This window comes from Actinomadura sp. GTD37 (assembly GCF_041951365.1).
Classification (GTDB): Bacteria; Actinomycetota; Actinomycetes; order Streptosporangiales; family Streptosporangiaceae; genus Spirillospora.
Map to the genome: position 1 here is coordinate 472,362 of NZ_JBGNUS010000006.1, position 18,320 is coordinate 490,681.

18 protein-coding genes and 1 pseudogene are annotated in these 18,320 nt (G+C 74.9%); 8 read left to right on the forward strand and 11 right to left on the reverse strand.

From position 1 onward, the window contains the following. Window positions 1–5: 5 nt before the first annotated feature. The 11 genes and pseudogenes from ACA511_RS29720 to ACA511_RS29770 form a co-directional block, all read right to left on the reverse strand. Window positions 6–1,007, reverse strand: a complete 1,002-nt coding sequence (locus tag ACA511_RS29720; RefSeq protein ID WP_375027945.1) for a phytoene/squalene synthase family protein — start codon at window positions 1,005–1,007, stop codon at window positions 6–8. After that, on the reverse strand, window positions 994–2,151 hold the full coding sequence (locus ACA511_RS29725; protein ID WP_375027946.1) for a hypothetical protein: 1,158 nt from the start codon (window positions 2,149–2,151) through the stop codon (window positions 994–996). Before ACA511_RS29725 ends, ACA511_RS29720 begins: the two co-directional genes overlap by 14 nt. Then, window positions 2,138–2,941, reverse strand: coding sequence for an SDR family NAD(P)-dependent oxidoreductase (locus ACA511_RS29730; protein ID WP_375027947.1), 804 nt, complete (start codon window positions 2,939–2,941; stop codon window positions 2,138–2,140). Before ACA511_RS29730 ends, ACA511_RS29725 begins: the two co-directional genes overlap by 14 nt. Before the next feature lie 6 nt (window positions 2,942–2,947). Next, window positions 2,948–3,328: an antibiotic biosynthesis monooxygenase family protein gene (locus tag ACA511_RS29735; protein ID WP_375027949.1), complete on the reverse strand. Its 381-nt coding sequence runs from the start codon at window positions 3,326–3,328 to the stop codon at window positions 2,948–2,950. A 31-nt stretch (window positions 3,329–3,359) separates the two neighbouring features. After that, on the reverse strand, window positions 3,360–4,178 hold the full coding sequence (locus ACA511_RS29740; RefSeq protein ID WP_375027950.1) for an SDR family oxidoreductase: 819 nt from the start codon (window positions 4,176–4,178) through the stop codon (window positions 3,360–3,362). Between the two features lie 243 nt (window positions 4,179–4,421). After that, a complete protein-coding gene (locus tag ACA511_RS29745) occupies window positions 4,422–4,961 on the reverse strand; it encodes a DUF1062 domain-containing protein (protein ID WP_375027951.1) in 540 nt (179 codons plus the stop codon). Window positions 4,962–5,227: 266 nt separating this feature from the next. Continuing rightward, window positions 5,228–5,965 (reverse strand): VOC family protein, encoded by a 738-nt coding sequence (locus tag ACA511_RS29750; protein WP_375027952.1) that lies wholly within the window; start codon window positions 5,963–5,965, stop codon window positions 5,228–5,230. 171 nt (window positions 5,966–6,136) lie between these two features. Beyond that, window positions 6,137–7,366: an erythromycin esterase family protein gene (locus ACA511_RS29755; protein ID WP_375027953.1), complete on the reverse strand. Its 1,230-nt coding sequence runs from the start codon at window positions 7,364–7,366 to the stop codon at window positions 6,137–6,139. 343 nt (window positions 7,367–7,709) lie between these two features. Continuing rightward, a pseudogene (locus ACA511_RS29760) lies at window positions 7,710–8,141 on the reverse strand (helix-turn-helix transcriptional regulator); the annotation flags it as partial. Between the two features lie 81 nt (window positions 8,142–8,222). Further along, the gene (locus ACA511_RS29765) at window positions 8,223–10,613 is read right to left on the reverse strand and encodes an ATP-binding cassette domain-containing protein (protein ID WP_375027954.1); all 2,391 of its coding nucleotides are present in this window, start codon (window positions 10,611–10,613) and stop codon (window positions 8,223–8,225) included. Between the two features lie 204 nt (window positions 10,614–10,817). Further along, entirely contained in the window at window positions 10,818–11,252 is a 435-nt protein-coding gene (locus ACA511_RS29770) for a DUF6069 family protein (protein WP_375027955.1), read from the reverse strand. A gap of 156 nt (window positions 11,253–11,408) precedes the next feature. Between ACA511_RS29770 and ACA511_RS29775 the strand changes: the two genes are divergently transcribed. The 8 genes from ACA511_RS29775 (at window position 11,409) to ACA511_RS29810 (ending at window position 18,295) form a co-directional block, all read left to right on the forward strand. Beyond that, a complete protein-coding gene (locus tag ACA511_RS29775; RefSeq protein WP_375027956.1) occupies window positions 11,409–12,566 on the forward strand; it encodes a sensor histidine kinase in 1,158 nt (385 codons plus the stop codon). After that, complete coding sequence (locus ACA511_RS29780; RefSeq protein WP_375027957.1) at window positions 12,554–13,216, forward strand: response regulator; 663 nt, start codon at window positions 12,554–12,556, stop codon at window positions 13,214–13,216. Before ACA511_RS29775 ends, ACA511_RS29780 begins: the two co-directional genes overlap by 13 nt. Before the next feature lie 70 nt (window positions 13,217–13,286). Next, a complete protein-coding gene (locus ACA511_RS29785; protein ID WP_375027958.1) occupies window positions 13,287–14,177 on the forward strand; it encodes a virginiamycin B lyase in 891 nt (296 codons plus the stop codon). Window positions 14,178–14,256: 79 nt separating this feature from the next. Beyond that, entirely contained in the window at window positions 14,257–15,045 is a 789-nt protein-coding gene (locus ACA511_RS29790; RefSeq protein ID WP_375027959.1) for an RNA ligase family protein, read from the forward strand. After that, window positions 15,029–16,153 carry an AAA family ATPase gene (locus ACA511_RS29795; RefSeq protein ID WP_375027960.1) on the forward strand — a complete coding sequence of 375 codons (1,125 nt, stop codon included), beginning with the start codon at window positions 15,029–15,031 and terminating at the stop codon, window positions 16,151–16,153. The genes ACA511_RS29790 and ACA511_RS29795 overlap by 17 nt, the downstream gene beginning before the upstream one ends. Window positions 16,154–16,322: 169 nt before the next feature. Next, the gene (locus ACA511_RS29800; protein ID WP_375027961.1) at window positions 16,323–16,814 is read left to right on the forward strand and encodes a phage holin family protein; all 492 of its coding nucleotides are present in this window, start codon (window positions 16,323–16,325) and stop codon (window positions 16,812–16,814) included. Then, window positions 16,811–17,215 carry a DUF3618 domain-containing protein gene (locus ACA511_RS29805; RefSeq protein WP_375027962.1) on the forward strand — a complete coding sequence of 135 codons (405 nt, stop codon included), beginning with the start codon at window positions 16,811–16,813 and terminating at the stop codon, window positions 17,213–17,215. Before ACA511_RS29800 ends, ACA511_RS29805 begins: the two co-directional genes overlap by 4 nt. Before the next feature lie 9 nt (window positions 17,216–17,224). Then, the gene (locus ACA511_RS29810) at window positions 17,225–18,295 is read left to right on the forward strand and encodes a YihY/virulence factor BrkB family protein (protein WP_375027963.1); all 1,071 of its coding nucleotides are present in this window, start codon (window positions 17,225–17,227) and stop codon (window positions 18,293–18,295) included. Window positions 18,296–18,320 lie beyond the last annotated feature (25 nt).

Here is an 18,320-nt window from a genome sequence, read left to right on the forward strand (position 1 = left end):
GTCGTTCACTCCTGCCCGGGTGGAGGGCCGGCCGGACGGGGCCGGCGGTGCGCGGCGGCGGCCAGCCCGATGCCCGCGAGCGTCCGCGCGGCGGCCGCGGCCCTGAACGCCGTGCTCGGGACGCCGCGCCTGATCAGGTCGTCGAGGGCGCCCTTGCGGAGTTCGGCGAGCTTCAGCCGGTTGATCGCGATGTCCCACTCGACGAAGGGGCGCACCGACGGGGCGACGGTCCTCGGCCAGCGGAGCGCCGACTCCAGCAGGCGGCCCGCGCGGTCCGCCTCGGCGGCGATCACGTCGCACAGGGCCGGCGACAGGGGGCCGCGCTCCAGCTGCCGCTCGACGCCCTCCCGGTCCAGTCCGCAGGAGGCCAGCCGGTCCAGGGGGAGCATCAGCTGGCCGAGCGCGAGGTCCTCGCGGAGGTCCCAGAGGATGTCGATCAGCTGGAACGACACCGTGGCGTCGCGGCACAGCCGGTCCGACTCCGCGCCCCGCCTCTCGAAGAAGGTGTTCGCCCAGATCGCCGGGGGCGCCATCGGGTCGAGGTACTCCTTCTCGAAGACCTCGTAGGTCGCGTACTCCCGCCGGTGGAGGCCGCCGCGCTGGAAGCGGAGGTAGTCCCGCGCCTCCTCGATCGGCAGGTCCCAGGTCCTCATGAAGTGGACGAGGGCGGTCATCAGCGCGCCGTTCAGCCGGTCCTCGGCGGCCGTGCCCGCGCCCGCGGGCGGCGGTTCCCCCTCGACCGCCGCGCCGAAGGCCGCGTCCAGCCGGTCGAGACGCCGGTCGCGGGCGGCGGCGCCGCGGGTCCGGTCGTCGACGATGTCGTCGAGGTAGGTGATGAAGGCGAAGAGCAGTTCCAGGTAGGGGCGCTTGTGCGGCGCCACCAGGCGGCCGATCGGGAACGGCGCGCCCCGTTCCCGGGCCTTGGTCCGGAGCAGATCGCTCGCGATCAGGTAGCCGGCGCGGGCCGGCCCCGTGATCCCGGCGGAATCGAGCTCACGAGAAGTCACTGCGCCCTCCTTGCGCGGTCGAGACGCCGATGGCGGCCGAGGCGAACAGCGTGGACATCACCGGGGAGCCGAAGAACACCGGGAGACGCCCGAGCTTGAAGTAGGGGTGCGCGGGCCAGGAGCCGTCCGGCGCCTGCAGCGCCAGCAGCGCCCGCAACCGGCTCTCCCGGCCGTCCCGCCACCCGATGTTGTGGGCCGCGAGCCCCCGGAGCGCGATGTTCAGGGCGTCCGTGGTGAGTGCGTCCGTGGTGAGTGCGTCCGTGGTGAGTGCGTCCGTGGTGAGTGCGTCGATGTTGAGTGCGTCGATGTTGAGTGCGTCGGCGTTCAGGGCGTCGGCGGCGTCGCGTTCCGTGATCGCCCGGGCCAGGGGGGCGGCGAGTTCGGGGAAGCCCGCCGCGAGCCGGGACGCCGCGTAGAGGAACGCCTCCGGAGCGGGGTAGTAGCGGGTTCCGCCCCGGTAGGCGCCCGAGGCCAGATGGTCCAGGACGTACCGGCGGGTGGCGCCGATGACGGCGCCGGCGCCGTGCAGGCCCAGGCGCCGGGCCTCTTCGAGGACGACGAGCACGTTGGCGCAGACGACCGGGTCCCGGGTCCGGCTGCGGGGCAGCGCGTGGGGCTCGGCGCCGTCGGCCCAGTAGACGGTCGGCACGCCCTGGGGCGCGGCCTCTCCCCCGTCCGGTGCGGCGGCGCGCAGCAGTTCCTCCGCGATCGCCGTCAGCTCGCCGGGCGGGATCAGGCCGCGCTCGTACAGCGCGTGGCCGGCCACGGCCGTGCAGTCCGTGTCGGCCGGGAAGCCGTTGCGGCCCGCGAAGAACCGGAACCGCCGTCCCACCCGGCCCCGCTCGATCAGGCGCGCGAAGTGGCCGGCCAGCCGGTCCCGCCCGGGCGGCAGCAGCGGCAGGCCGCAGATCGCGGCCCACAGGTCGCCGCCCAGGTCGTAGCCGATGTCGACCCCCAGGCGCCGCTGGATGTGCGCGCGGGCGCCGGCGGCCTCGCGCGGCGAGGAGAAGGAGGGGTCGAACGCGACGAGGCTCGACGTGGCGCCCGTCTCGGCGGCCTCGTCCAGGAAGGCGAGGGCGTCGTGCACGGCCCGCTTCGCCTGCGCCGTGGCGTCGGACGCCTCGACGCCGTCACGCGGGTTCACGGTCGCCCCCCTCGGGGGTCAGTCCGGAGAGCGTCTGCGCGAGGAGGTCCATGCCTCCGTCGACCGTGACGAGCTGCCCGGTCGCGGCCGTGAAGCGCCGGTCCGCCACCTGGGCGATCACCCGGCCGACGTCCTCGGGCTCCAGCAGCCTGCCGAGCAGGGAGCGCTCCTCCAGGTACTCCCTCAGCCCGGGGACCATCGCCGCGGCGCTCGCCTCGGTGAGCACGAAACCCGGCGCGACGGTGGTGACGGCCACCCCGGACCGGGCCGCGTCGCCCGCCACGTGCCGGCTGAAGGCGTTGAGCGCCGCCTTGGCCGCGGAGTGCGGGATGCTGCCCGCCCCGGCGTCGGCGGCGGTGCTCGACACGAACACGATCCGGCCCGCGCGCCGCTCCCGCATGACCGCGAGCACCTGCCTGGTCAGGAAGAAGGCCCCCGACAGCTCCCTGACGAGCTTGCTCTCGAAGCCGCTCCACGGCAGCGCCGGCAGCGGCTCGAACGTGGGCGGCGCGGTGTTGGCGTTGCAGACCAGGACGTCGATCCGGCCGTGCTCGCCGACCACCCGGTCGACCATCGCGGCCACCTGGTCCTCGTCGCAGACGTCCGCCCGGACCGCCTGGGCGGCGCCGCCCTCGGACTCGATCGCCTTCACCACCCCGGCCGCCGCCTCGGCGTCGCGGAGGTAGTTGACCACCACCCTGTATCCGCGGCGGCCCAGGACCTTCGCGGTCCCGGCGCCGATCCCCCGGCCCGCCCCGCTGATCAGGGCGACCTCGCGCGCCTCGCTCATCGGCGCTCAGACCTCGTCGCCCGGACGGACGTCGAGCTCCACCCGGAAGTCGACGGGCCGCGCGACGATGTGCAGTTCCGGGTCGTCGAGGATCCGGTGGACCGAGGCCCTCCATTCGGGGTCCTCGCGGGCCGCGTCCAGGGCCTTGCCGCTCTCCCAGTCCGCGATGTTGACGAAACGCGTCTCAACGGTGTCGTCGAGCGCGCGGTACATCACCGCCCGGACGAATCCCGGCTGCCGCGACATCGCCCGGACATTGTCCCGCCACCGCATCATGAAACGCTCCGACTCCTCCACCGGAACCGTGAACGCGTTGATCAACGTCACCGGGGAATCGAGACCCGACTGGTTGAGCCTGATGCCCTCGAAACTGATGTCCCTGCTCATTTTCGGTCTCCCTTTCGCCCGCGAGGCGGAATCATTTGAAGGATCCGGCGTGGTCGGACGCCCATTCCTCGAAAGTGCGCGCGGGGCGTCCCGTGACGTCCTGGACGGCGGTTCGCACGCCGGGGCTCTGCATGAAGCACACGCCGAAGTCCTCGGCGACCTCTTCGGGGGAGGTCCTGATCCGCTCCATCAGCTCCGGGTCCGCGGTCTCCTGGAACGCCAGCCGGCGCCCGAGTGCCTCCCCTATGGCGCGGACCTTGTCCGCGGCCGTCAGTTCCGCCGGCCCGGTCAGCGCGTAGGTCCGCCCGTCGTGCGCGTCGTCGGCCAGGACCCGCGCCGCGACCTCGGCGACGTCCGCGGGGTCGATCACCGGGGAGGGCACGCCCGCGCTGGGTTTGCGGACGGCGTCGCCGCGCCTGATCTCCTCGGCCCAGGCCAGCGTGTTGGAGGCGAACTCCCAGGGCCGCAGGACCGTCCCGGCGAACCCGCCCTCGCGCATCGCCCGCTCGGCGCCGAGCGAGAGGCGTCCGACGAACGACGCCGGACGCGTCTCGGCCAGCAGCGAGGACACGAGCACGACGCGGCGCACGCCGGCCCGCCCGGCCGCCTCGAGAACACGGACCGGATCGCCCGCCTCGAGAAACAGGAACAGGCCGTCGACGCCGCGCAGAGCGCGTTCGAGGAACTCCTGCTCGGTGAGGTCGCCTTCGGCGATCTCGACGCCGTCCGGGAGGATTCCCTGGGCGCGTCGCGCATTCCGCGTCGTCACCCGCGGCACGATCCCCGTTTCGCGCAGCCGCCGAACCAGTGGAACTCCCATGTTCCCGGTCGCCCCGGTCACCAGAATCATCGCCAGAACCCCTCGGAAGGCCGTCGCCAGAACGCGCAGAATTCCCTCATCGGAATCACGAGAAGAACGCTAACGAGCGCTGTTGGCGCATTCCTTGCGCAGCCCTTGCGCGGATGTTTCAGGACGCGCGGCCCCGGTCATCAGGCACCGCCTTGCCGTGCTCGCGATCGGTCGCCGGACCTCGGCGGGTTCCGGGCGGATGCCGCGGCGGCCGGGGCGGCCCGCCCGCCGCGGCATCCCCGGCTAGTCGCCGGGCATCACGGTGAAGGCGAATCCGGCGCTCGTCCGGCGGCGCGGCGGCACGTCGCACTTGATGCGGCGGCGGACCTCGTTCCTGCTGAGGCCGAGCCCCTGCGCGATGAGCCGTTCCGGGCGCACCGGCACCGGGTCCGCGAAGACGACCTCCACCCGGACCGGCCACCGCTCGTCGAGCGGCACCGGCGGGGCGTCCAGCCGCCAGGCCCCCGTCCAGTCCAGGGTGAAGCGGTCGCGCCGGGCGAGCAGCGGGTCCAGCAGCGTGGACGCCACCAGTTCCGGGTCGTTGGCGCGGTAGCCGTTGAGGTCGGCCGGATCGAGGGACGCGACCGGCGCCCGCTCGTGCACGGTGAGCTTGGCCGTCCGGTCGCAGGACGTGCAGCGGACCAGCAGCCACACGTCCAGCCGCTTGCCGTTGGCGTTGACGCGGAACCTGCCCGCGCCGGCGGCGGCCGACTCCGACCGGCAGTCCGCGCACCGAAGCGACAGCAGGGGCAACCCGGTCCGGCGGACGACCCAGGGCAGCACGGTATGAGGTTGTGAAGACATGATCTCTCTTGACCTGACACGAGGCCGATTGCGCGCGGCCTCGGACGCTGTATGACCGGGCGCGCCAGGGCAGCCCGGCGGAACCGACGGCGAGCGTCGGCTACAGGTGAGCGGAAGAAGGTGTCAGGTCTGAAGAACAGGCGGGGTCACGCGGTTCGTCCTCTGTCCTCGCTGCGACGGGGCCGCAGGCAACCTACGGCAGCGCGGAAGGGGCGCTCAAACCGTTTTCCGGCCGGGACCCTGCGTCAGCCCCGGCCGAGGACGCAGAACTCGTTGCCCTCCGGGTCGGCGAGGACCGTCCACGGGACGTCGCCCTGGCCGAGGTCGATGTCGGCGGCGCCGAGGGCCCGCAGGCGGGACACCTCCGCCTCCTTGTCCTCGACGGGGTCGGGCAGCAGGTCGAGATGCACGCGGTTCCACCATGTCCGCGCGTCGGGCGCGCGCAGGAACTCCAGGTAGGGCCCGACGCCCTCGGCCGAGCGCAGCACCGCGTGGCCGTCGGTCACCTCGTGCAGGGTCCAGTCGATCGCCTCGTCCCAGAACCGGGCCATGGCGCGCGGGTCGGCGCAGTCGACCACCACCACGGCGATCGGCCCGGTGTCCCGGTAGACCTCCCGGGGCTCCAGCACGCAGAACACGTTGCCCTCCGGGTCGGCCAGGACCGTCCACGGGACGTCGCCCTGGCCCACGTCCGCGGGCGTCGCGCCGAGATCCTTCAGGCGCGCGACCAGCTCCGCCTGATGGGCCGCGGAGGTGGTCGCGAGGTCGAGGTGCACGCGGTACTCCACCGTCTCGGGGTCCGGGACGGCGACGACGTCGACGCAGACGGCGGAGGGGTCCGGCCAGGTGAAGCCCACGGGTTCGACGTTGGTCACGCCGGGGCCCTCGCTGGAGACGCCCCAGCCGAGGGCGTCCGCCCAGAACCGGCCCAGGGCCGAGTCGTCCCCGGCCTTGAAGTTCACCTGAACGAGTCGCAGCGCCATGCCTCCCGACCCTATGCCCAGGTGGACGAGTGCCATGAACCGGCCGTTCCTCCGGCGCCGGCGGCCGGTGAGGCGGAACTGCGCATCGACCGCCTCACCGCGCTCCCGGCCGCCTCTCCCGCTCGGACGCGTGACCGGGCGGCACGAACCTCGGCGGCCGCCGGCCCGCGGTCATGATTCCGCCGGTGGCCACCATGTCCGTCCTGCGGGGGCGTCCTTGACGAACACGATGGCGTCGGTGGCCGCCAGGTGGGCGGGGTCGAGCGGGGCGTAGCCGAACCACGGGGACACCCGGGGGGCGGGCGCCGCGCCGCCGAGGGCGGCGGCCAGCCGGCGGGCGTCGAGGAGGCGCCGGTCCTCCGGGAGCGCGTACAGGAGTCCTTCGAGGGTGTCCGGGGGCGGTGCCTGGACGCCGCGGTGGCGGATCGTGCCGAGGGCCGTGGCCAGGAACGCGTACTCCTCGCCCATCTGCGCGCTGACGATCGCCCCGGCGTTCCACCACTGCACCGGCCGCCCGGCCATGTGCGCGCGGTTCACGTCCCGTTGGAGATGCCCGTTGTGGGCGTACACCAGCGCGGGGCCGCGCTCGGCGACGGCGAGCAGGTTGGCGGCCATCATCGAGGCGCGCTGGCCCAGCAGGCGCGCTATGCGGCCCGGCGAGGTGTCGGCCGTCCAGTGGTGGTAGCGCAGCAGCCCGACGGCGGTGCGGCCGTACAGGCGGGCCCGGTCCCACTCGTCGCCGGACGAGGCCGCGGTCAGGTGCGGGGTCTGCGCGTCGAGCAGGGCCGTCAGGTCGTCGGCGAGGAGCCGCAGCCGGTCGGCCTCGGGGGTCCGGCCCACCGACCGGGACGGGTCCGTCATCGCGGCGGGGTCGGTCCAGCGGTCGTCGGCTCCGAGCAGGCGGTCGAGCGTTTCGGCGGTGCAGGGGAGGAGTGCGGCGTCGACCCGCGCGGCGAGGTAGGCGTGGAGTGCGGTGAGGGCCTGCCGGGGACTGGCGGCGCCGGTGATCTCCAGCGGGCCGTCCGCACCGGCGAAGTGCACCTGTTCGGACGGGGGCCGCCCGTCGTTGTACGCGCGCATCCAGGCCACCAGTTCGCGGTTGGCCGGGGACGCGCCGAACCCGTGGCTGAAGCCGCGCTCCACGGCCTCGTCGAGCGAGCCGGCGCCGGAGGTGACGTAGTCGTCCACGGCCAGGCCCATGAGGCAGTCGCTCTCGATCGCGATCGTGCGGTGGCCGTGCCGTTCGACGAGTTGCCGGAAGAGGTCGTTCCGCAGGTGGAGGAGGACGTCCTCGCCGTGGGCGGGTTCGCCGAGGGCGAGCAGTCGCGGCCGTGCGGGGAGCAGTTCCATGACGCGGGACGCGTCGACGGCTTGTGCGGCGTCTTCGATACCGAGGGTCATACCCCTCAAGCGTATCGTTGAAGAAACGGTAGAAGGTTGGCCGCGATATCAGCGGCTCAATGAGGCGAAACCTTCAAAACACGGAGCAACGCGTCTGCGCGCGGGGCGTGGTTGGACGGCTCCGCCGCGCCGGGCGCGGCCACCGCCCGGCCGCGCCGATCACGCAACGGCGCGCGGGACGGCGACGCGGCCGCGGAGGTGTCGGGTCAGCGCGCTTCCTGGATGCGGATCAGGTCGCCCGCCGGGTCGCGGACGCCGCGGTCCCGGACGGCGTAGTCGCGGACGGCGTAGTCGCGGACGGCGTAGTCGCGGACGCCGTGGGGCTGCCCGGCCGGTTCCCGGGCGGTCCCGGCGCTTCCCGATTCCTGATCGGGCGGGTCACCTGCTTGGCCACGCACGACGGCATGCCCGCGGTCGCGTCCGCCGCCCGGCGCCGGTAGACGCTGGGCGGCACGCCGACCAGTTCGGTGAAGCGGGTGCTGAAGGTGCCCAGGGACGAGCAGCCGACCGCGAAGCACACCTCGGTGACGGTGAGGCCGCCGCGGCGCAGCAGCGCCATCGCGCGCTCGATGCGCCGCGTCATCAGGTAGCCGTAGGGCGATTCGCCGTAGGCGAGGCGGAACTGGCGGCTGAGGTGCCCGGCGGACATGTGGGCGCCGCGGGCCAGGGTCTCGACGTCCAGCGGCTGCGCGTACTCCCGGTCGATCCGGTCGCGGACGCGGCGCAGCCGCGCGAGGTCGCGCAGGCGCTGCGTCGCGTCCGGTGTGCTGCCCACCTTCGTGATCCTGCCATAGGGATCCGCCGGGCGGCCCGCCGCCGGCCGCCGGGGCCGGGCCGGGGGCGAGCCTCCCCGGGTTCAGGCGCCGATGTAGGACGCCAGGTGCTCGCCGGTGAGGGTGGAGCGGGCGGCGGTCAGCTCCGCGGGCGTGCCCTGGAAGACGATCCGGCCGCCGTCGTGGCCGGCGCCGGGGCCGAGGTCGATGATCCAGTCGGCGTGCGCCATGACCGCCTGGTGGTGCTCGATGACGATGACGGACTTGCCGGAGTCGACGAGCCGGTCCAGGAGGCCGAGCAGCTGCTCGACGTCGGCGAGGTGCAGGCCGGTGGTCGGCTCGTCGAGGACGTAGACGCCGCCCTTGTCCCCCATGTGGGTGGCCAGCTTGAGCCGCTGCCGCTCGCCGCCGGACAGGGTGGTGAGCGGCTGCCCGAGGGTGAGGTAGCCGAGGCCGACGTCGGCCATCCGCCCGAGGATCTTGTGGGCGGCGGGGATCCGCGCCTCGCCCGCGCCGAAGAACTCCTCGGCCTCGGTGACGGGCATCGCGAGGACCTCGCTGATGTCGCGGCCGCCGAAGCGGAGTTCCAGGACCGCCGCCTGGAACCGCTTGCCCTCGCACTCCTCGCAGGTGGTGGCGACGCCGGCCATCATCGCCAGGTCGGTGTAGATGACGCCGGCGCCCTTGCAGACGGGGCAGGCGCCCTCGGAGTTGGCGCTGAACAGCGCCGGCTTCACGCCGTTGGCCTTGGCGAACGCCTTGCGGATCGGGTCGAGCAGCCCGGTGTAGGTGGCGGGGTTGCTGCGGCGGGAGCCCCGGATGGGGGTCTGGTCGACCGCGACGACGCCGTCGCGTCCCGAGACCGAGCCGTGGATCAGCGAGCTCTTGCCCGAGCCCGCCACGCCGGTGACGACGGCGAGCACGCCGAGCGGGATGTCGACGTCGACGTCCTGGAGGTTGTGGGTCCCGGCGCCGCGGACCTCCAGTTTCCCGGACGGCCGGCGCACCGACGGCTTCAGGGCGGCGCGGTCGTCGAGGTGCTGCCCGGTGAGCGTGCCGCAGGACCGCAGCCCTTCGACGGTGCCCTCGAACACGACCTCGCCGCCGGCGGTGCCGGCGCGGGGGCCGAGGTCGACGACGTGGTCGGCGATCGCGATCGCCTCCGGCTTGTGCTCGACGACCAGCACGGTGTTGCCCTTGTCGCGCAGTTGCAGCAGCAGGGCGTTCATCCGCTGGATGTCGTGGGGGTGCAGCCCGATGGTCGGCTCGTCGAAGACGTAGGTGACGTCGGTGAGCGAGGACCCGAGGTGGCGGATCATCTTGGTGCGCTGCGCCTCGCCGCCCGACAGCGTCCCGGACGGGCGGTCGAGGCTGAGGTAGCCGAGCCCGATCCCGGTGAACGAGTCGAGGGTGTGGCGGAGCTTGCCCAGCAGCGGCGCGACGGACGGCTCGTCCAGCTTCCGCACCCATTCGGCGAGGTCGCTGATCTGCATCGCGCAGGCGTCGGCGATGCTCATCCCGTCGATCTTGGAGGACCGGGCGGCCTCGCTGAGCCGGGTGCCGCCGCAGTCGGGGCAGGTGGTGAAGGTGATCGCCCGGTCGACGAACGCGCGGATGTGCGGCTGCATCGCCGCCCGGTCCTTGGCCAGGAACGACTTCTGGATCTTGGGGATCAGGCCCTCGTAGGTCAGGTTGACGCCGTCGACCTTGATCTTGGTGGGTTCCTTGTGGAGGAGGTCGTGCAGCTCGGCGCCGGTGAACGCGCGGATCGGCTTGTCGGGGTCGAAGAAGCCGCAGCCGCGGAAGATGCGGCCGTACCAGCCGTCGGTGCTGTAGCCGGGGACGGTGAGCGCGCCCTCGTTGAGCGACAGGCCGTCGTCGTACAGCGCGGTCAGGTCGAAGTCGGTGACCGAGCCCGTGCCCTCGCAGCGCGGGCACATGCCGCCGGTGATGTTGAAGGTGCGCCGCTCCTTCACGGTCTTGCCGGCGCGCTCGAAGGAGACCGCGCCGCCGCCGCTGATCGAGGCGACGTTGAAGGAGAACGCCTGCGCGGAGCCGATGTGGGGCCGCCCGAGGCGGCTGAACAGGATGCGCAGCATCGCGTTGGCGTCGGTGGCGGTGCCGACCGTGGAGCGGGGGTCGGCGCCCATCCGCTGCTGGTCGACGATGATCGCGGTCGTCAGCCCCTCCAGGACGTCGACCTCGGGCCGCGCCAGCGTCGGCATGAAGCCCTGCACGAACGTGCTGTACGTCTCGTTGATCATCCGCTGCGACTCGGCGGCGATCGTGTTGAACACCAGCGAGCTCTTGCCGGAGCCGGAGACGCCCGTGAAGACCGTCAGCCGCCGTTTGGGGATCTCGACGCTGACGTCCTTGAGGTTGTTCTCGCGCGCGCCGTGCACGCGGATCAGGTCGTGGCTGTCGGCGGCGTGCCGCGCGGTCGGCGGCGCGTCCGTCTTCGTGGCCTTGCTCATCGTTCTCCTTCACCCCGGCGCGGTCACGGCAGGGGTCACTGTCTACCTGATCGGCGATGCCGGGCGAACCTGCGCGGCGCCCGGCGGAGGCGGCGTCCCCCGGCCGGCGGCGCGGAGTCCCCCGTGGTGGTCACGCTAGCCGCACCGCGCCGGCCCGCGCTTCTCGATTCCTGATCGGCGCGGGCCGGCGCCGCCGGGGCCGGGTCAGCGGGTGCGCGCCGACCGGCCGAGGCCGGCGATCAGCACGGCGCCGACCAGCACGTGCATCGCCGCCAGGACGGCCCTGGAGGCGGTGTCGCCGGCGCTGCCGAGCGGCCCGGTCAGCGACAGGGCGAGGACGGCGAGCGCGGTGATCGTCCAGGTCCGCCGGGGGCGGCGGGCGGCGCGTTCCAGCAGCGCGAGCAGCGCCCACGCCGCCAGTCCCGCCAGGACGGCCGCGGCCGCGACCGCGCCCGCCCCGACCGGCCGGGTCTCGCCGCCGGTCTCGGCGGCGAGGTCGAGCCCCGCGACGGGGCCGGTCAGCGCCCACAGCGCCAGGGCCGCGAGGGCGGCGGCGGCGACGGCCGCCGCCCGCCGGGGCCGCGTCCCCCGGGGGGTGTTCCGCGTGGCTGCCTGCCGGGTCGTTGCGTCGCCGGACATGTGCGTCTCCTTAGCTCGGTTCACGTCCGGTCAGCGTCGCGCCGGGGCCGGGCCGGCCGCATCGGGCGGGCGTCGGCGGCGGGTCCGCCGCGGGGAGGGGCGGGCACCGACTTTGGTCGGTGTCGGCCCCCGGGGGGCGCGGCTAGCCTTTGGCCGATGGACGAGGTGGTGTTCGGGCAGGTGGCGGCCGGTCCGCGGCGCATCCGGTCGGGCGCGGCGATCATGCTCGCCGTGTCGGGGGCGCTGGTCGCGCTGACGGTCTGGGGCCGGTCCGGCTCGGGCGGCTCACTGGCGCCGGACATCGCGGTGGGGGCGGCGGGCTGGCTGCTGTCGCCGCTGCTGCTGCTGCGGCGCCCGGTCCCGGTGGCGCTGGCGCTGAGCGTGCTGGCGGCGCTGTCCCCGGCGGCGACGCCGGTGGCGAGCATGGGCGCGCTGCACGTCGCGCAGCGGCGCCCGTTCCCGGTCGCGGCGGGCGTCGGCGCGGCGGGGATCGCCGCGCACGTCGCGCAGGGGCTGCGGCAGCCGAGCGGCGGGATCTCGTTCGGCTGGTGGCTGCTGCTGGTCGCGCTCGGGTACGGGGCGCTGGTCGGCTGGGGCGCGCTCGCCCGGGCGCGCCGCGCGCTGCTGGTGTCGCTGCGCGAGCGCGCCCGCCGCGCCGAGGCCGAGCAGGGCCGCCGGGTCGCCGAGGCGCGGATGGCGGAGCGGACCCGGATCGCGCGGGAGATGCACGACGTGCTGGCGCACCGGCTGTCGCTGCTGGCCACCTACGCGGGCGCGCTGGAGTACCGTCCCGACGCCCCGCCGGAGAAGCTGTCGCAGGCCGCGGGGGTGGTCCGCGCGGGGGTGCACCAGGCCCTCGACGAGCTCCGCGAGGTGATCCTGCTGCTGCGCGCCGACGACGACGGCGACGGGGACCGGCCGCAGCCCGTCCTGGCCGACGTCCCCCGGCTGGTGGCCGAGTCGCGCGGCGCGGGCGGGCGGGTCGACCTGCGGGACGGGGTGGCCGACCCGGAGGCGTTCCCCCCGGCCGCGGGGCGGGCCGCGTACCGGGTGGTGCAGGAGGCGCTGACCAACGCCCGCAAGCACGCCGCGGGCCGTCCCGTCCGGGTGGCGCTGGAGGGGCGTCCCGGCGCGGGCCTGGTGATCGACGTCCGCAACGCGCTGGCGGCGGAGGGCGGGCAGGCTCCGCCGCCGGGCAGCGGGACGGGCCTGGTCGGGCTGACCGAGCGGGTCCGGCTGGCCGGGGGGCGGCTGGACCACGAGGTCGCCGGGGGGGAGTTCCGGCTGCGGGCCTGGCTACCATGGCCGGCGTGACCCGCCCCCTGCGCGTGCTGATCGTGGACGACGACGCGCTCGTCCGTGCCGGGCTGTCGATGATGCTGGACGGGACGGGCGGCATCGCGGTGGCCGGCGAGGCCGCCGACGGCGACGAGGTGCCCGCGGCCGCCGACGCGCACGCGCCCGACGTCGTGCTGATGGACCTGCGGATGCCGCGCGTGGACGGCGTCACCGCGACCCGCAGGCTGCGGGCCAGGGCGAACCCGCCCGAGGTCATCATGCTGACGACGTTCGACTCCGACGAGAACATCCTGCACGCGCTGCGCGCGGGCGCCAGCGGGTTCCTGCTGAAGGACACCCCGCCGGACCGGATCGTCCACGCCGTCCGGCGGGTCGCCGCCGGGGAGCCGATCCTGTCGCCGCGCATCACCCGCCGGCTCATGGACCGCGCGGCGGTCGAGGCCGGCGCCCACCAGCGGGCCCGCGCGGCGCTGGACCGGCTCAGCCCGCGCGAGAACGAGGTGGTCCTGGCGATCGCCCGGGGGCGGTCCAACGCCGACATCGCGGCGGAGCTGTTCATGAGCGTGGCGACGGTGAAGGCGCACGTGTCGAGCGTCCTGACCAAGCTCGATCTGGACAACCGCACCCAGATCGCCCTGCTTGCCCACGACGCCGGCCGGGCGTGACGCGGCGCCGGGTTGCGTTAACCTCGCCGTCCGGCGGATACAGCACCAGTGGGACGAGGGGGGACGATCCATGCCGCAGGGTTCGCACGCCACGATCAGGGAGTACGCGGTCTCCGGCCCGGACGCGGGCCCGTACGGCATCACCGCCGGGCCGGACGGCGCGCTGTGGTTCACCCTCGTCCACGACGGCCGGATCGGCCGCATGGCGCCGGACGGGGACCTCGCCGTGCACGGCCCCGCCCCCGCCGGCCCGATGGTCATCACGGCGGGCCCGGACGGCGCGCTGTGGTTCACCGCGTTCGCCGACCACGCGATCGGCCGGATCACCACCGCCGGGCAGGTCACCCGGTTCCCGGCGCCCGAGGGCTGCGGGCCGTGCGGGATCGCCGCCGGCCCCGACGGCGCCCTGTGGTTCACCCAGATGCACACCGGCCGCATCGGCCGCATCACCACCGCCGGGCAGGTCACCGACTTCCCGGTGCCCGGCGAGGGCGCCATGCCGTCGATGATCGCGGCGGGGCCGGACGAGGCGCTGTGGTTCACCCTCAACCAGGGCAACGCCGTCGGCAGGATCTCCCCGGACGGCGACGTCGCCGTCCACCCGCTGCCCACCGAGGGCACGGCGCCGGTCGGCATCGCCGCCGGGGCCGACGGCGCGCTGTGGTTCACCGGGATCGGCGCGGGCCTCATCGGGCAGATCACCACCGACGGGAAGGTCACCGAGTTCCCGCTGCCCGACCCCGCCGCGCGGCCGCACGCCATCGCCGCGGGCCCCGGCGAGGACCTGTGGTTCACCGAGTGGGGCACCGCGCACATCGGCCGGATCACCCTGGACGGCCGCGTCCACGAGCATCCGCTGCCGACGCCCGGCTGCGAGCCGCACGGCCTCGCGCTCGGCCCCGACGGCGCGCTGTGGGCCGCGCTGGAGTCGGGCGCGCTCGCCCGCATCACCGTCGGCTGACCGCCCTGGCCTTCGCCGTCCCCTGCCGGGGCGGGAAAACCCGTTGGCATGACCGGCGCGGCTCCCCTACAACGGTCGGATGCTCCGCAAATACCCCCGGACCCGGCACATCGAGGGGTCCCGGCTCCAGCCGGGCGACCACGACCTCGCCGCGGTGCCGTTCGCGTCGATCGCGGGGCGGTACCTGGTGGTGGAGGAGAAGCTCGACGGCGCCAACGCCGGCATCAGCTTCGCCCCCGGCGGCGGGCTGCGGCTGCAGAGCCGCGGGCACTACCTGGCCGGCGGGCCGCGCGAGCGGCAGTTCGCGCCGCTCAAGGCGTGGGCGGCGTCGGTCCAGCACGTCCTGCGCGAACGGCTGCGCGACCGGTACGTCCTGTACGGGGAGTGGCTGTACGCCAAGCACACCGTCTTCTACGACGCGCTCCCCCACTACTTCTGCGCGTTCGACGTCCTCGACCGGTCCGACGGGACGTTCCTGTCCACGGCGCGGCGCCGGGAGCTGCTGGACGGCACGCCGGTGGTGCCGGTGCCCGTCCTGCACGAGGGGCCGCTGCCGGACGCGGCGGCGCTGACGGCGCTCGCGGGCCCGTCCACCTGCCGCACGCCCCGGTGGCGGGACGCGCTGCGCGCCGCGGCGGAGGCGGGCGGCGCCGACCCCGAGCGCGTCGCCGCCGAGACCGACGGCGGCGAGGACATGGAGGGCCTCTACGTCAAGGTGGAGGAGGACGGGCGGACCGTGGGCCGCTGCAAGTGGGTCCGGCCGAGTTTCCTGACCGCGATCCTGGACGCGGGAGGCCACTGGCTGGATCGGCCGATCGTCGCCAACGGCCTCGCCGACCCGGAGGTGCTGTATGCGGGTGTTCGATGAGCTGTGCCCGGCGCCGCCGCGCTGGGACGTCCCGTGGCGCGAGATCCGGGAGGCGTTCGGCTGGGTCCGCGATCTGGCCGGAGTCCCGCAGGACCCCGTCTTCCACGGCGAGGGCGACGTGGAGGTCCACACCCGGATGGCGTGCGAGGCGCTGGCGTCGCTGCCGGGGTGGCGGGCCCGGCCGGCGGCCGAGCGGGTGCGGCTGTTCGCGGCCGTGCTGATGCACGACGTCGCCAAGCCGCACTGCACCGCCTCCGGCGACGGCGGCCGCGTCACCGCGCGCGGCCATTCGCGGCGCGGCGACCTGATGGCGCGGCGCATCCTGTGGGGGCTGGGCGCGCCCGTGGCGTGGCGCGAGCACGTGGCGGCGCTGATCCGCCACCACCAGGTGCCGTTCTGGGCGCTGGAGCGCCCCGACCTGCAGCAGATCGCGTTCCGGGCCAGCCTGCTGGCCCGCAACGACGACCTGGTGCTGCTGGCGTCGGCCGACGTCCTCGGCCGGATCTGCCCCGACACCGCCGAACTGCTCGACAACGTCGCCCTGTACGGGGAGTACTGCGCCGAGCAGGACTGCCTGGACGCGCCGCGCGCGTTCCCGTCCGACCACGCCCGGTTCTGGTACTTCCGCACGCCGGGCCGCGACCCCGGCTACGCCGCCTACGACGACACCCGCTGCACCGTGACCGTCCTGTCGGGCCTGCCGGGCGCGGGCAAGGACCACTGGGCCGCCGCGAACCGCCCGGACCTGCCGGTCGTCAGCCTCGACCGGATCCGCGCCGAGACGGGCGCGTCCCCCGCCGGCGACCAGCGCGCGGTGGCCGCCGCGGCGCACGAGCAGGCCCGCGGGCATCTGCGCGCCGGCCGGTCGTTCGTGTGGAACGCCACCAACGTGTCCCGGCGGCAGCGCGAGGTCTGCACCGGCCTGGCCGCCCGCTACCGGGCGCGGGTCGAGATCGTCGCGCTGGAGGCGCCGCCGCACGTCGTCCGCGACCGCAACCGGGCCCGGCCGGCGCCCGTCCCGGACGCGGTCGTCGACCGGCTGGTGCGCCGCTGGGAGACCCCCGACCCGACCGAGGCGCACCGCGTCGACTGGCTCAGCACCGCCTAGCCGCCCCGCGGACCGCACGTCCCGGCACGCCGCCGCAGGTCCCGGCACGTCGGCCCGCGGTCCCGCGCGGCTGTCCGCGCGTTGCCGCGGCCGGACACGTTTAGCCCCTGACAAGGGGGAACGCCTCCTCCAGGCTTCGAAACGAGAACGCGGAGGGGGCCTGAGGGCTATGAGCATCGTGCGGCCGACGCATGACGGCGAGACCACGGCCGAGAGCATGGGCGCGCACAGGCAGGACCAGGCCCGCGCCCCGGAGTTCACCCGCCACGGGCACGACGGCGCGGGGACCGGCGAGCTGGTGCGGCAGGCCGCGCAGCAGGTGTCGGAGCTGATGCGCGCCGAGCTGCGGCTGGCGGTCGCCGAGCTGAAGGACAAGGGCCGGCACGCCGGCACGGGCGCCGGGATGTTCGGCGGCGCCGCGCTGGTGGCGCTGTACGGGGTGGCGGTGCTGCTGGCCGCCGCCGTCGCCGGGATCGCGGTGGCGCTCCCGGTGTGGGCGGCCGCGCTGATCATCGGCGGGTTCCTGGTGCTGGTCGCGGGGGTGCTGGCGCTGATGGGCCGGTCGCAGACCAGGCGCGCGACGCCCGCCAAGCCGGAGATGGCGATGGACGAGGCCCGGCAGACCGTGGCCGAGCTCAAGGAGAGGGCTGCGCACCGATGACCACGCAGAGCAGGCACGGCGCCGAGGCCGGCACCGACGAACTGCGCGAGGAGGTCGACCGGGCGCGCCACGAGCTCGGCGACACCTTCGAGCAGCTGGCCGCCAAGGCCGACGTGAAGGCGATGGCCAGGGAGCGCGCCGAGTACGCCAAGAGCCGGGCGCGGGACGCGGCGGCGTCGGCGTGGGAGGCCGCGGGCTCGGAGCGGACCAGGGCCTGGGCGCTGCGGGGCGGCGCGGTCGTGGTGTCGGCGGGCGCGGTCGCGGCGGCGGCGGTGTGGATGCGCCGGCGCCGGGCGTCCACGACGCGGATCGGGCCCGTGCGGGTCCGCGTCCGCGCGGGGCAGCGGCGCGCCGTGAAGGTGCGGCGCGGCAGGGGCCGCTGGCCCGCACCGATCCGCTGAGAGGACGTCATGCCCACCCCTAGCGTCATCGCCGACCCCCCGCCCGCCTCCTGGATGGCGGCGCTGAAGCGCACGGCCGGGGAGGTCAAGGACGACAACCTCACCGCGTGGGCGGCCGCGCTCACCTACTACTCGGTCCTGTCGATCTTCCCGGCGATGCTGGTGGTGGTGTCGCTGGTCGGGCTGGCGGGCCGGTCGACCACCGACGACCTGATCTCCAACATCGGCGGCCTGGCGCCGGGCGCCGTCCGCGACCTGCTGGTCGGCTCGGTGCGGCAGCTGCAGGGCGGCGCCGGGGGCGCGGGCGCGATCGCCGTGGTCGGCCTGCTGGGCGCGGTGTGGTCGGCGTCGGGGTACGTCGGGGCGTTCATGACGGCCTCCAACGTCGTCTACGACGTCCCCGAGGGCCGTCCGATCTGGAAGACCGTCCCGCTGCGGATCGGCGTCACGCTGGTCACGCTGGTGCTGCTGTCGGCGTCGGTGATCGCGGTGGTGGTGACGGGGCCGCTGGCCCGCAGGGTCGGCGACGTGATCGGGGCGGGTTCGCAGGCGGTGGCGGTGTGGAACATCGCCAAGTGGCCGGTGCTGCTGGTCGTGGTGGCGTTCCTGTTCATGCTGCTGTACTGGGCGTCGCCCAACGCCAAGCGCGGTCTCCGGGGGCTGGTGCCGGGCGGCGTCCTGGCGCTCGCGGTGTGGCTGGGGGCGTCGGCGCTGTTCGCCGTGTACGTGGCGAACTTCTCGTCCTACAACAAGACCTACGGCAGCCTCGCGGCGGTCATCATCTTCCTGGTCTGGGTGTGGATCACGAACCTGGCGATCCTGCTGGGGGCCGAGCTGAACGCCGAGCTGGAGCGCGGCCGCGCCATCGCGGCCGGGACGCCGCCGGAGGAGGAGCCGTACGTGCGGTTCCGCGACACCCGCGCCTTCGACGAGGAGGACCGCCGCGAGACGGGCCTGGCCGGCCGGGACGACGCCGGGGACGCCGGGGACGCCGGCGGCCGGGACGCCGAAGGCCGCGGCGGCGGGGACGGCGCGTCCGTGCAGGGCGCGGGCCGCGGGCGGCGGCCGGGCCGGCCGTAGTGCTCCCGGGGAATCACGGGTCGCA